At 71.5% G+C, this 13,440-nt stretch carries 11 protein-coding genes; 4 read left to right on the top strand and 7 right to left on the bottom strand.

Annotation, left to right across the window (positions count from 1 at the left end; translation table 11 throughout):
• From ccsB to hemL, 7 genes are all read right to left on the bottom strand, one after another.
• Positions 1–1,092 carry a c-type cytochrome biogenesis protein CcsB gene (ccsB, locus tag BKI49_RS21175; RefSeq protein ID WP_095935862.1) on the bottom strand — a complete coding sequence of 364 codons (1,092 nt, stop codon included), beginning with the start codon at positions 1,090–1,092 and terminating at the stop codon, positions 1–3.
• Positions 1,089–2,876, bottom strand: a complete 1,788-nt coding sequence (gene resB / locus BKI49_RS21170) for a cytochrome c biogenesis protein ResB (RefSeq protein ID WP_095935861.1) — start codon at positions 2,874–2,876, stop codon at positions 1,089–1,091. Before resB ends, ccsB begins: the two co-directional genes overlap by 4 nt.
• 3 nt (positions 2,877–2,879) lie before the next feature.
• Positions 2,880–3,641 (bottom strand): cytochrome c biogenesis CcdA family protein, encoded by a 762-nt coding sequence (locus BKI49_RS21165; protein WP_095935988.1) that lies wholly within the window; start codon positions 3,639–3,641, stop codon positions 2,880–2,882.
• 21 nt (positions 3,642–3,662) lie between these two features.
• Positions 3,663–4,286, bottom strand: a complete 624-nt coding sequence (locus tag BKI49_RS21160) for a TlpA family protein disulfide reductase (RefSeq protein WP_095935860.1) — start codon at positions 4,284–4,286, stop codon at positions 3,663–3,665.
• Between the two features lie 149 nt (positions 4,287–4,435).
• Positions 4,436–5,728: a polysaccharide deacetylase family protein gene (locus BKI49_RS21155; RefSeq protein ID WP_095935859.1), complete on the bottom strand. Its 1,293-nt coding sequence runs from the start codon at positions 5,726–5,728 to the stop codon at positions 4,436–4,438.
• Positions 5,729–5,885: 157 nt separating this feature from the next.
• A complete protein-coding gene (locus tag BKI49_RS21150) occupies positions 5,886–6,578 on the bottom strand; it encodes a histidine phosphatase family protein (protein ID WP_095935858.1) in 693 nt (230 codons plus the stop codon).
• Positions 6,575–7,891, bottom strand: coding sequence for a glutamate-1-semialdehyde 2,1-aminomutase (gene hemL / locus BKI49_RS21145; RefSeq protein ID WP_095935857.1), 1,317 nt, complete (start codon positions 7,889–7,891; stop codon positions 6,575–6,577). The genes BKI49_RS21150 and hemL overlap by 4 nt, the downstream gene beginning before the upstream one ends.
• A 444-nt stretch (positions 7,892–8,335) precedes the next feature.
• Between hemL and BKI49_RS21140 the strand changes: the two genes are divergently transcribed.
• From BKI49_RS21140 to BKI49_RS21125, 4 genes are all read left to right on the top strand, one after another.
• Complete coding sequence (locus tag BKI49_RS21140; protein ID WP_179332520.1) at positions 8,336–8,989, top strand: hypothetical protein; 654 nt, start codon at positions 8,336–8,338, stop codon at positions 8,987–8,989.
• 240 nt (positions 8,990–9,229) lie between these two features.
• A complete protein-coding gene (locus BKI49_RS21135; RefSeq protein WP_095935856.1) occupies positions 9,230–10,276 on the top strand; it encodes an alcohol dehydrogenase catalytic domain-containing protein in 1,047 nt (348 codons plus the stop codon).
• Positions 10,277–10,384: 108 nt separating this feature from the next.
• Positions 10,385–12,715 carry a protein kinase domain-containing protein gene (locus BKI49_RS21130; RefSeq protein ID WP_095935855.1) on the top strand — a complete coding sequence of 777 codons (2,331 nt, stop codon included), beginning with the start codon at positions 10,385–10,387 and terminating at the stop codon, positions 12,713–12,715.
• A 110-nt stretch (positions 12,716–12,825) separates the two neighbouring features.
• Positions 12,826–13,389: a hypothetical protein gene (locus BKI49_RS21125; protein WP_257004895.1), complete on the top strand. Its 564-nt coding sequence runs from the start codon at positions 12,826–12,828 to the stop codon at positions 13,387–13,389.
• Positions 13,390–13,440 lie beyond the last annotated feature (51 nt).

Raw genomic sequence — 13,440 nt, 5'->3', positions numbered from 1 at the left:
CTAGACGCCCGCGTAGGAGTGCTTGCCGCTCACGAAGATGTTCACGCCGTAGTAGTTGAACAGCCAGCAGGCGAAGGCGATCAGGGCGATGTACGCCGCCTTGCGGCCCTTCCAGCCGGCCGTCGCACGGGCGTGCAGGTAGCAGGCGTAGGCGACCCACGTGATGAACGCCCACGTCTCCTTGGGGTCCCAGCCCCAGTAGCGGCCCCAGGCGTCACCGGCCCAGATGGCGCCCGCGATGATCGTGAAGGTCCACAGCGGGAAGACGGCGGCGTTCACGCGGTAGGAGAACTTGTCGAGCGAGGCCGAGGCGGGCAGCCGCTCCAGCACGGAGGTCGCGAAGCGGCCGGGCTTCCCGCCGCCGGCCAGCTTGTTCTCGTACGAGTCCTTGAACAGGTAGAGCAGCGTGCTGACGGCGCCCACGTAGAAGATGGCGCCGCACAGGATCGCGGTCGAGACGTGGATGTACAGCCAGTACGAGTGCAGGGCCGGGACCAGCTGGTCGCTCGCCGTGTACAGGACGGTGACGGCGAGACCGAGGTCGAGCAGGACCGTGGTGACCAGGAAGAGGCCCATCCAGCGCACGTTCTTCTTCAGGGCCAGCAGCGCGAGGTACACGCCCACCGCGACCGTGGAGAAGGTGATGTTGAACTCGTACATGTTGCCCCACGGCGCGCGCTCCACCGACAGGGCGCGGGCGAGCACACCGGCGGCCTCGACGGCCCAGGCGACCACGGTGAGGGACACCGCGATCCGGCCGTAGAGGTCGCCCTGCTCGTCGCCGCCGTGCGCGCCGGGCCCGTCGGGCACGTCGCGGGCGCCGGCCGCGGAGCGGGTGACGACCTTCGGCCGCTCCAGGACGGCGGTGCCGCCGGCCGTCTGCACGGTGACCGCGGGGGCCGTCGCGGCGCCCGCGCCCTGTTCGCCCTTGGCGGTGAGCGCCTGCGCGGTGCGGGCGACCTTGCTGCGGCTGCCGAAGAGCCACTCGGCGATGTGCGCGAAGAAGGCCAGGGTGTAGACGGCCATCGAGGAGTAGATCAGCACGTTGCTGATGTGAGCGAGGTGTTCGTTGGTGGCGGTGGCGAGAGTCACTGCTTCTCAGCCCCTTCGGCGGCAGATACGGCGTGCGGGTCGGGGGTGTCCTGGTCGGACCCGGGCGTGTCCGGGCCGGGTTCGGGGGCGCTGGGCGCCTGTTCGTGCACGAGCGCGGCGAGGTCGCCGAGCTCCTCGGGGAGCTTCGCGGACTCGCTGCGGCCGAGGCCCGCCATCTCGACGACGGTGACGCCGTCGGTACCGGGGGTGGCCCGCACCCAGACGCGGCGGCGCTGGATGAACAGGGATCCGGCGAGGCCGAAGATCGCGACGAAGGCTCCCACCAGCGCCCAGTCGCTGCCGGGCTGCTGGGTGACCTGGAAGCCCGCCCACTCCTTGACGTCCTTGTCGAAGGTGATCGAGCCGGCGCCGTCCGGCAGCTTCATGGTCTCGCCGGGCAGCAGCCTCGCCTTGAGGATGGCGCCCTTGGCGTCCTTGAACTGCTTCATCTTGGAGGTGTCGAGCTGGTACACGTTCTGCGGGAGGCCCGAGTCGACCCCGAGGCTGCCGTGGAAGCCGGACACCGCGAGCACGGGGAAGTCCAGTGCGGGGAACTGGGAGAACATGGTGCCCTTGCCGGCACCCGCGAACGTCGGCACGAAGAAGGCGGAGAAGCCGAGCTGCTCGCTGCGGCCCTGCGCGTTCCGGTAGCCGTCCATCACCTTGATCGCGCCCTGCGAGGTGACGTTCGCGTCCAGCGGCAGCAGCGGCACGGGCTGGTGGAAGACGACCTCGCCCTTGCCGTCCCGGACGGTGACGACGGGCGCGTAGCCGTGGCTGACCAGGTAGACCTTCGAGTCGCCGATCTCCAGCGGCTCGTTGACCTTGATGGTCTTCTTCCGCGGCTTGCCGTACGCGCCCTCGCTGTAGGTGACCTCCGCCTGGTACGTGCGCGGGGTGCCCTTGTTGGGGCCGGTCCGCTCGTAGGTGCCGGTGAAGTTCTTCAGGTCGAAGCTGAACGGCGTCAGGTCGTCGTTGCTGAAGAGGTTGCCCGACTTGAAGTCGTCGTACTGGAGCAGCGTGTTGGAGAAGCCGCCGCCCTCGACGATCAGCTTGTTGCCCTCGGACTTGAAGAGCTGGCCCCAGGCGAAGGCGACGAGCATCACGACGAGCGCGATGTGGAAGAGCAGGTTGCCGGTCTCGCGCAGATAGCCCTTCTCGGCCGCCACGGCGTCGCCGTCGAGGTGTGCGCGGAACCGCCGCTGCTTCAGCACCTTGAGCGCGGCCTCGCGAACCTCCTCGGGCGCGGACTCGGTACGCCACGTGGCATACGCGGGAAGCCGCGTCAGCCGCTTCGGGGCGCCCGGCGGACGGCCCCGCAGCTGTCCGACGAACTGCCAGGTGCGCGGCACGATGCAGCCGATGAGCGAGACGAACAGCAGGATGTAGATCGCCGAGAACCACACCGAGCTGTACACGTGGAACAGCCCGAGCTTGTCGTAGACCGGCCCCAGCAGGCTGTGCCGGTCCTTGAAGTCGGCCACCTTCTGCGCGTCGGTCCCGGACTGCGGGATCAGCGAGCCGGGGATCGCGCCGAGCGACAGCAGGAAGAGCAGGATCAGCGCAACCCGCATCGAGGTCAGCTGCCGCCAGAACCAGCGGGCCCAGCCGACGATCTCGCGTCCGGTCCAGGTGATCCAGCCGATGGCGCCGGGCGTCCGCGAACCGCCGAAGGAGCCGGGCATCGCCGTCTCCACGGGCGCGGTGGACAGCTGCGAGCCGGCCGCGCCGAGCTCGCCCGCCGCGTCCGGTTCCGTCGTCTTGCCGGTGTCAGTGGTGCTCATGGGTCAGATCCCTACCGTGAAGCCGTCGGACCAGGTTTGCATCTGCTGCACGATGCTGTCCCACGCACCGGTGAGCAGGAGCAGGCCGGTCACGATCATCATTCCGCCGCCGATCCGCATCACCCACGTGTAGTGCCGCTTGACCCAGCCGAAGGCGCCGAGCGCCTTGCGGAAGGCGACCGCGGCCAGGACGAAGGGGATGCCGAGCCCGAGGCAGTACGCGACGGTCAGTATGGCGCCCCGTCCGGCGCTCGCCTGGTTCGCGGCGAGGATCTGCACCGAGGAGAGGGTCGGGCCGAGGCAGGGGGTCCAGCCGATCCCGAAGAGCGCGCCGAGCAGCGGCGCTCCCGCGAGACCGGTCACCGGCCGCTTGTGGAAGCGGAATTCGCGCTGCGTCAGGAAGGGCATGCCGCCCACGAAGAACACGCCCATGAGGACCATGAGCGCGCCGAGCACCTTGGACAGGACCGCCTGGTACTCGTGCAGGGTCGAGCCGAAGTAGCCGAAGAGCGCGCCGCCGGACACGAACACGACGGTGAAGCCCAGCACGAACAGGCTCGCGCCGACCGCCATGCGCCCGCGTCTGGCCTCCGCCAGGTCGGTGCCGCTGACCCCGGTGACGTAGGAGAGGTAGCCGGGGACCAGCGGCAGCACGCACGGGGAGAAGAAGGAGACGAGCCCCCCGACCACGGCGATCGGGAAGGCGAGCAGCAGGGCGCCGCTGTAGACCGTCTCGTTCCTGCCGGTGGACTCGGCCAGGGACATGGCGAGGAGGGACACGTCAGGTCACTTCTCCGCGAGCACGGGGGCGAGCATCTTGCGCAGGTTGTCCTCGCTGAGCGCCTGGAGCGTCCGGGCGGCGACCTTGCCCTCGCGGTCGATGATGAGCGTGGAGGGGATCAGCTGCGGGTTGAGCGTGCCCTTCTTGAAGCGGAGCATCAGCTTGCCGGTGGGGTCGAACAGGCTCGGGTAGCTGACGCCGTGTTCCTTCTCGAAGGCGAGGGCCGGGCCGGTGCCGGCGTCGCGGGTGTTGATGCCCACGAACTCCACGCCCTGGTCCTTGGTGTCCTGGTAGACCCGCTCGAAGTTGGCGGCCTCGGCCCGGCACGGCCCGCACCAGGAGCCCCAGACGTTGAGGACGACGACCTTGCCCTTGAAGTCGCGGACGTCGAGCTGCTTGCCGTCGATGGTCTTGCCCGACAGGTCCGGGATCGCGGTCCGGTGGCCCTTGGCCGCCGTGTCGACGCCGTTCTTGCCGGCGACGAAGTTGGTGTTGCCCGCTCCCCCCGACGTACCTCCGGAGGTGCACGCGGACAGGACGAGCGCGGCGACGGCGGCCCCGGCGGCGAGCAGGGCGACGCGGCTACGGGTGCGGTTCGGGCGCTGGTCGGCGCGGCAGGCGGCACTCATGTGAAAAGTTTCGCATGCCCGTTTCGGGGATCTTCCGCACCCCCCTTGCGGGCGGAAACCCGCATATCAGGCGGCCTTTCGGGCTCCTCGTCGACGCCCGTGCGGGTGCCCGCACCCGCAGGGGTGCGATTGCCCCGGCTCGCACCGTTTCAGGTGTCGCTGTCCGTGTCGGCCCCGGAGCCCCGGCCCGAATCCTTGCCGACGTCCCGCAGGAACGTCTTCCAGCCGCCCGTCGGCCGCTCCCCCACCTCCAACGACCGGAGCCTGGCGAGGACCTCGGGCCGCTGCACGTCCAGCCAGTCCGCGAAGTCCCGGAAGGAGACCATGCGGATGTCCGCGCCGTCCTCCCGCTGCCGGGCGATGTGCGTGAAGGCCTGCTCGACGGCGTCCATGTAGATGCCGCCGTTCCACTCCTCGAAGTGGTTGCCGACGAAGAACGGGGCGCGGTTGGTCTCGTAGGCCCGCTGGAACCCGGAGATGTAGGACTGGGTGGCCTGGGTGCGCCAGGCCGGGTAGTTGTACGACGGCGCCCTGGTCGTGTTGACCGACTGGTTGGCGAGGATGTTGTAGTCCATCGAGAGGACCTCGAAGGTGTGCCCCGGGAAGGGCATCCCCTGGAGGGGCAGGTCCCACAGGCCCTGGTTCTTCCGCGGCCAGCGCTGGCGGCCGCCGGGCGAGGAGGCGTCGTAGCGCCAGCCGAGCTTCCGTGCGGTGGGCAGCAGGTTCTCCTGGCCGAGCAGGCACGGGGTGCGTCCGCCGACGAGTTCCTTGTCGTAGTCGAAGGGCAGTGCGGGCAGATCGGTCCAGCCCGTGTTGGTCCGCCACTCCTTCACGAAGGACTTGGCCTGTTCGATCTCACTGCGCCACTGGGAAGGGGTCCAGTCGGCGACCGAACCGTAGCCCGCGCAGAAGTGGCCGTTGAAGTGGGTGCCGATCTCGTGGCCGGCGAGCCAGGCACGGCGGACGAGCTTCAGCGTCTGCTTGATGTGGTCGTCGGTGAGGTAGCCGATGTCCGAGGCGCCCCTGGCGTTGTTGGGCGGGTCGTACAGGCGCTTCTTCGACTCGGGCAGCAGGTACAGCCCGGAGAGGAAGAACGTCATCCGGGCGTCGTACTTCTCGGCGAGTCCGAGGAAGCGGTCGAAGAGGCCGGTGCCGACCTCGCCCGCGCCGTCCCAGGAGAAGACCACGAACTGCGGCGGGGTCTCGCCGGGCTGCAGGGGCTCGGGCCGGTCCGGACGGCCCGGCTGCTCGCCGGTGAAGGCGGTGGAGCCGTCCCCGATCGGCTTGGCGGCCTGCCTCGGGGCGCCGGGGTGTCCGTCGCCGCGGGAACCGCCGCCCCCGCCCGGAGCGTCCTGCGAGGCGGTACCGCACGCGGCAAGTCCCAGGCCGACCGCGGCACCTGCCCCGAGGCCGATCATTCCCCTCCGGCTGATGTCCCGCATGCGGTCCCCATTTCATCGCGCCCTCTCAGCTGGCTCTCAGCTGGCACTCAATGAGAGGGCACGACGAAGACGGGGGTTCAGTCCCACACGCACGTATTTATGTGATTTTACGAAGATACGCTCATATGGCAGGACGCCTTGGGGAATCGACGGGCCGTCAGGCGCCGAACGCCTTGCCCGCGCCCTTCACCGGCTTCGCGCCCGCGAGGAGATGCGCCGGCACGAGGTCCCGCGCGGGCTCGGTGTAGCCCACGGAAACGATCTTGTCGCCCCGGTAGGTGAACGTCGTCAGGGACGCCAGCGTGCACTGCCGCTTGCGCGGGTCGTGCCACAGCCGCCGACGCTCGACATAGCTGCGCACGATCCAGATCGGCAGCTGGTGGCTGACCAGCACCGCCTCGTGCCCGCGCGCCGCGTCCTTGGCCGCGTCCAGCGCGCCCATCATCCGGACGACCTGGTCGACGTACGGCTCACCCCAGGACGGCTTGAACGGATTGACCAGGTGCTTCCAGTTCTCCGGGCGCCGCAGCGCACCGTCCCCGACACCGAAGGTCTTGCCCTGGAAGACGTTGTCGGCCTCGATGAGCCGCCCGTCGGTCGCGAGGTCGAGCCCGTGCGCCTTCGCGATCGGGGTCGCCGTCTCCTGCGCCCGCTCCAGGGGCGAGGCCACGACGTGGGTGACATCGCGGGACGCCAGGTGGTCGGCGACCCGGTCGGCCATCTTCCGCCCCAGTTCGGACAGGTGGTAGCCGGGCAGCCGCCCGTACAGCACCCCGTCCGGGTTGGCGACCTCGCCGTGCCGCATCAGGTGGACGACGGTGATGTCCGTGGTGTTGCCGTTGTCACTCATGCACTGGCCTCCGCCGCTGCCCGCGCCGCCGCCGGAAGGGCGTCGGCGATCCGCTGAACCGCCTGCTCGTCGTGCGCCGTCGACACGAACCACGACTCGAAGGAGGACGGCGGCAGGTACACGCCCTGCGCCAGCATCGAGTGGAAGAAGGCGGTGTACCGGAAGGACTCCTGCGCCTTCGCGTCCTCGTAGTCACGCACCTCCCGCCCGGTGAAGAAGACGGAGAACATGTTGGAGGCGCTCTGCAGCCGGTGCGCGACGCCCTCCTTGGCCAGTGCCTCGGACACCAGCGTCCGGATCTGCTCGGAGACCGCGTCGATCTTCTCGTAGGCGGCGTCGTCGAGCAGTCGCAGCTGCGCGAGACCGGCGGCGGTGGCGACCGGGTTCCCGGACAGCGTGCCCGCCTGGTAGACCGGCCCGGCGGGCGCGAGGTGCGCCATCACGTCGGCACGGCCGCCGAAGGCCGCGGCGGGGAAGCCGCCGCCCATCACCTTGCCGAAGGTCATGAGGTCGGGACGCACGCCGTCGACCCCGTACCAGCCGGCCCTGCTCGTCCGGAAGCCGGTCATGACCTCGTCGGAGATGAACAGGGCGCCGTTCTTCGCGCAGGCGTCCTTGAGGCCCTGGTTGAAGCCGGGCCGCGGCGGGACCACGCCCATGTTCCCGGGCGACGCCTCGGTGATCACACAGGCGATCTCGCCGGGGTGCGCGTGGAAGGCGGCGTTCACCGCTTCGAGGTCGTTGTACGGAAGGACGATCGTGTCGCCGGCCTGGGCGCCGGTGACGCCCGGGGTGTCGGGGAGCGCGAAGGTGGCGACGCCCGAGCCCGCCGCGGCGAGCAGCGAGTCGACGTGCCCGTGGTAGCAGCCGGCGAACTTGATCACCTTGGAGCGCCGGGTGAACCCGCGGGCGAGCCGGATCGCCGACATGGTCGCCTCGGTGCCGCTGGAGACGAGCCTGACCTGCTCGACGGGCTCGATGCGCGCGACGATCTCCTCGGCGAGCGCGACCTCGCCCTCACCGGGCGTCCCGAAGGACGTGCCGCGTGAGACGGCTTCCTGGACCGCCGCGATGACCTCGGGCTGAGAGTGTCCGAGAATCATCGGCCCCCAGGAACAGACGAGGTCGACGTACTCACGACCGTCGGCGTCCGTGAGGTACGGACCCGCACCGGACACCATGAACCGGGGCGTACCGCCCACGGCGCGGAAGGCCCGCACGGGAGAGTTCACGCCACCGGGCGTGACGGCCGCCGCACGGTCGAATAGGGCCTGCGAGGCCGGTGCTTCGTAGGGATAGGGCAGTTCGGTCATGACCTGCGACGTCTCCGACTCCGGGGGCTAGTGACCTCCTCAGGGTAGGCCAGGGTCCGAGGGCGGCCGTGAGGGGAAGAGCACGCGGGCGTGAACGCGGGAACCCGGCACGACGTACGGCTTCTCGTAGGCGTCCCGCAACGGCTCCCGCTCCCGGGAAGCCGTACGGGACCGCGTACGTTGCAGGTACGCAAGGTCCCGGAATCGCGGGGATCCGGCGGGCCGGTGCCCGGCAGGAGGACCGGGCGGCGCCCCCGGTCATCTGCAAAACTGGGGCCCGGCAGGGACAGCTCACAGGAACGGTGGTGTTCAGAGGCCGCGAAGATCCCGCGGAACAGTGTTTCAGCGCACGTTTCGGCGTGCGGCCGTGGGGGAGGTCACTGTCACGATGATCGGGTTGCGTGGCGGGGGTCGCGCGCCTTAGAAAAGCAGTCGGGTGGAGATATGCATCGCGGTGGCGGACTGGGCGAGGGGACCGACGACCTCGGGCCTCGGCGTGCCCGGCGGGGAAGGCACCGGCGCGAAGCGGAGGAAGCGGCCGAGGCACGCAGGACCCAGGGATCGCAGGGATCCCAGCTATCTCCGGGAGCGCAAGGTGAGCCCGAGCGGAGCGACCGCGGGGTCGATCGGCTGAGGGCCGGGAGCGGGAATGGTGGCCGGGTGGGGGTGACGTACAAATACTTCGGCGCGCCGGACGGCGCCACGGCTGCACGTGTCCCGATCTCGATGCGCCCCGAAGAACTCGGCGGCGACGAACTCGGCATGAACGGCATGTTCACCAAGATCAAGCCGGAGACGATGGCCGCGATGGTCCTCACCGGCATCGAGGGCGTCCCCCTGCACAAGGTGCCGCCCCTGGAACTCGTCGTCCTCCACCCCGACTACGCCGTCGTGAAACTCCCCATGACCGTCGTGGACCCGCTGCGCGGCATCGGCGAGGAAGCGGTCGGCGCGGCCGCCTTCATCTGGTCGACCGTCCCGGACCGGGGCGGCCCCCGCGACGCGTTCAACGTGTACCAGCTGCTGCACGAGTGGCAGGACTTCTCCCACCGCCTGCACGAGGCAGGTCACCAGCCGTACTGCCTGGTCTGGCCCTGAGCCCGGTCCCTCGGACTCGTCCGGTCCCCCGGGCTCGCGGGACGTCGCCGGGCGGTGGCATCCCCGGGTCCGTCGCGTGCGCGGTGCGTGCGTCGGCCGTCCGCGGACATGCCGATGCGGCGCATGCCTGCCTATCGTCGAAGAGGGAGACCGCGGCGGACCACCCTCGGCCGGTCACGTCCTGACGAGCGAGTGCGTGCGGCCCGTTCCCGGCCCCACACCGCTACGAAGGGCTGGATCATGTCTGCTTCCACCGCTTCCGCCTCCACCGGCACCCTGCGTGCCGCGCAGGTCTCCGAGCCCGGTGGCACCCCGGAGCTCACCCAGGTCGCCGCACGGGAGCCGGGTCCCGGGTCCGTGCGGATCACCGTCGAGGCCTGCGGCGTCTGCCACTCCGACCTGCTGATCGCCTCGGGCGCGCTGCCCGGGACCACGTTCCCGGTCACGCCGGGTCACGAGATCGCCGGCCGGATCGACACCCTCGGCGAGAACGTCACCGGCTGGCAGGTCGGGGACCGGGTCGCCGTCGGCTGGTACGGCGGCAGTTGCGGGCACTGCGACGCCTGCCGCAGCGGCGACGCGGTCATGTGCCCCGAACTGGCCGTCCCGGGCGTCGCCTACCCCGGCGGGTACGCCGACTCGGTCGTGGTGCCCGCCGTCGCCCTCGCGGCGATCCCGGACGAGCTGACCGCGGTCGAGGCGGCACCGCTGGCCTGCGCGGGCGTGACGGTCTTCAACGCCCTGCGCCACACCACCGCCGGCCCCGGCGACACCGTCGCCGTACTGGGCCTGGGCGGCCTCGGCCACCTCGGTGTGCAGTTCGCGCAGAAGATGGGCTTCGACACCGTCGCCATCGCGCGCGGCCAGGAGAAGAGAGACCTGGCGCACAAGCTCGGCGCCGCCCACTACATCGACAGCACCACCGAGGACGTCGCCGAGGCGCTCCAGGCGCTCGGCGGCGCCAAGGTGGTCCTGGCCACCGTCACGAACGCGGACGCGATGTCCGCCACGATCGACGGGCTCGGGCGCCGCGGCGAACTCGCCATCGTCGGCATCTCCCCCGAACCGCTCCAGGTCAACGCCCTGCAACTGCTGCAGGGGGCACGGAAGGTCTACGCGCACGCCTCCGGCGCCGCCGTCGACACCCAGGACACCCTGCGCTTCGCCGCCCAGAGCGGTGTGCGCGCCTGGACCGAGGAGGTTCCGCTGGAGGAGACGGCCGCCGCGGTCGAGAAGATGACGAGCGGTCAGGCCCGGTTCCGCATGGTGCTCACCACCGGCCACTGAGGAAACGGCCGCAAAGCCCGCTGCCCGCGACTCCCTGACGGTCCGCCACACCCCATGCAGTACGTTGGCGGGCCGGGTCGGTGAAACGCCGGGGGGAGGGCCTGACACGTGCGGGGACGAAGGCTGGACGACCGCTACGAACTGATCGAGCTCATCGGCTCGGGCGGCATGGGCGAGGTCTGGCGGGCCAGGGACGAGCAGTTGGACCGCGAGGTGGCGGTCAAGATCCTCCGCGCCGCGGGGGACGACGAGGCCGAGCGGACGGAGCGGCTCGGCCGGTTCCGGCGCGAGGCCCGGGTCGCCGCCGCCCTCGACAGCCCGCACATCGTCACCGTGCACGACCACGGGGCGGACGGCGAGAGCCCCTACCTGGTGATGGCGCTCGTCGAGGGCCGCACGCTGGAGCAGATCCTGCGCGACAGCGGGCGGGTGCCGGCCGAGGACGCGCTGCGCTGGACCGCCGACGTGTGCCGGGGCCTGAGCGCCGCGCACCGTGCGGGTGTCGTCCACCGCGACATCAAGCCCGCCAACGTCATGGTCACCGGCGAGGGCACGGCGTCCACCGCCAGGATCGTCGACTTCGGCATCGCGCGGTTCACCGAATTCCGGGCCACCGACGCACGGTTGACGCACACCGGCCGGCTGCCCTTCGGCAGCGTCCAGTACATGGCGCCCGAACGCTTCCGGCAGCTCCGGGGCGACGGCCGCACGGACCTGTACGCGGTGGGCTGCGTCCTGTACGAACTCCTCGTCGGCAGGCCCCCGTTCGTCGGGGACGCGGCCGGCATCATGTACAACCACCTGCACGACGAGCCGCTGCGACCGAGCCGGGCCCGCGCCGAACTCGGCCCCGCCGTCGACCGGTTGGTGCTCGACCTGATGGCGAAGGACCCGGACGACCGGCCCGCGGACGCGGACGCGGCGCTCGCACGCATCGAGGCGCTGGCGCAGCCGTCCGCTCCTGCCGCCGCGGAGCCGCCCCCTGCCCCTGCCGCGGAGCCGGAACCGGCTCCGGCTTCGGTCCTGGAATCGGCTCCGGCTCCGGCGGCTCGGACAGCCGACGGCCCGAGCGAACCGGCCCCCGAGGACGCCAGGCCGCCGTCGTCCGCCGCCCGGCCGTCGGCCCGGCACGTCGTCAAGGACGCCGACGAGCGGCGCGGAACGCCGTCCCCGTGGACCCCGGCGGCCCCACGCCGCATCACCCGCCGCACCGTCCGGCTCGCGGTCGCCGCCGCACTCCTCGCCGTCGGCATCCCGGCCGCCATCGCCCTGAACTCGTCGTCCTCGGACCACCCCGAGCCGCGGGGCCAGGGCCGCCCGCCGGTCCCCGGAGGGACCTCCGCCGCCCCGACGACGTACACGCTCGGCGTCGGCTACGCCTGGGGCGACGACGAGGACGGCCGGGTGCCCGAGATCCGCGCCCGTGTCGTGCGGGCCGCCCTGAAGGAGGCCGAGCGCAGGGCGAAGCGGAAGATCCCCGTGCGCGTCGTCGCGGTGGAGGACTACGGGCAGACGCCCGCGGAGAGGCTCCTGGAACAGCACCCCGGGATGATCGCCATGGTCGGCGACGTCGGGGACTTCGCGAGCGCCGACGTGGACTGGTCGCCGCGCATGGCGATGGTCGACACCTGCGAGTCCGGGGGCGACCCGGACCACGAGTACGCCCTCCCGGCGGCCGAGTACGAGGCGGGGCGCCAGGCGGGCCGCTATCTGACCGGGGCGTACGGCGCGGGCCGGGTCGTGGAGACGTCGAAGAGCTACTGGGACACGGACACCGACAAGGACACCTTCGGGCACGGGCTGCGCGCCGCCGGGCTCACCGCGCTGCCGCTGCCCTCGCAGAAGGGGACCGAGGACATGAGCCGGAGCCGGATCGAGCGCGAGCTCGGCACGGCCCGGCCGGACGCCCTGGTGGTGTCCGACCTGCGGGCCGGCGGCGGTGAGGAGAACCTCGTGCCGGCCGCCCGCGGGCGCGGCACGCTCGTCGCCGTCCACGACGTCTACGGGTCCGCCTGCGACGTCTCCTCCGACCTGGAGATGTTCGCCCGGCAGGACCGGCAGCTGGCGGACGGAAGCCTGCGCTTCCGCACCTTCAACGACGAGCGGCAGAAGCCCGACTGCACGGACTTCCCGAAGCTGTGCACCGACTCGGCCGAGTTGCGCGCCCTGCTGAAGCACCGCGGCACGGCGGAGCTGTACGACGCCACGCTCGCCGTCGCCGCGGGCATCGACCGCGTGGCCGGGGAGGACGGGGACAGGCCCGCCGCGGACCTCGCCCGCACCCGGCTCCGGGCCGTCCTCGAAGACGTCGAGACCGACGGGCTCCTCGGGCACTACGCCTTCAAGGACCACCAGGCGACGGCCCGTCCGGTGTGGGTCGACCGTCTCGTCGACGGCCGGTGGAAGCAGTTGGGGACGGTCCGGCGGCTCACCGGCTGACACCTCGCGGCAGGGCGGCCGGTGTCCTGCCGCGACGCCGACACGCGTGGTCGTCAGAGTCCCGTCAAGGGAGGCCGCACCCGGCCTCCCTCGGCTCTACCGTCGCTCCCATGGAACGCGGCAACGACGCGGTCGACGCATCCCCGCCACCGCCCACAACCAACGGGACGGCACCCGAGACGGCCTTCGACCGGCACTGGTCCCGGGACCTGCTCACCTCGGTGCGCTGCTCGGCGCTGCTCCTCGGCCTGCTGCTCCTGGTCGACTGGGGCGCCGGCACCCTGACCGGCCCGCGCGCCGCCCTGTGGGTGGGCCTGGCGGCGCTGCTCTTCCTGGTGCTCTTCCCCACCCGGGTGTCGGCGGGCCGCGGCTGGCTGGTGTCGCGGCGGCTGCTGGGCACGCGACGGGTGCGCACCGACGAGCTGGTGTCGGTGCGCTGTCTGGACGGGGTCGGTCAGCGCCTCGTGCTGCGGGACACGTCCGGCGCCCGGGTGGAGATCGACCCACAGGTACTGATCTCCAACCCCCCGCTGTGGCACCGGCTGGACGAGGACGCCCGGCTCTCCGCCCGCCGCGGCTCGCTGACGTGCGGGGCGACCGCGCTGCGCCGCATGGCGGAGAGGATCGACCGCGAGACGGCGCGGACGGTGTTCGAGGTGTCCGGGCTCGACTGAGGCCCGCCCGCCGGCCCGGCCGGTTGCTCCGAATGCACGACGGCGGCGGGA

Origin of the sequence: Streptomyces sp. Tue6028, assembly GCF_002300165.1 — a bacterium.
Taxonomy (GTDB): domain Bacteria; phylum Actinomycetota; class Actinomycetes; order Streptomycetales; family Streptomycetaceae; genus Streptomyces; species Streptomyces siamensis.
This window is presented reverse-complemented; position numbering and strand designations above follow the sequence as displayed.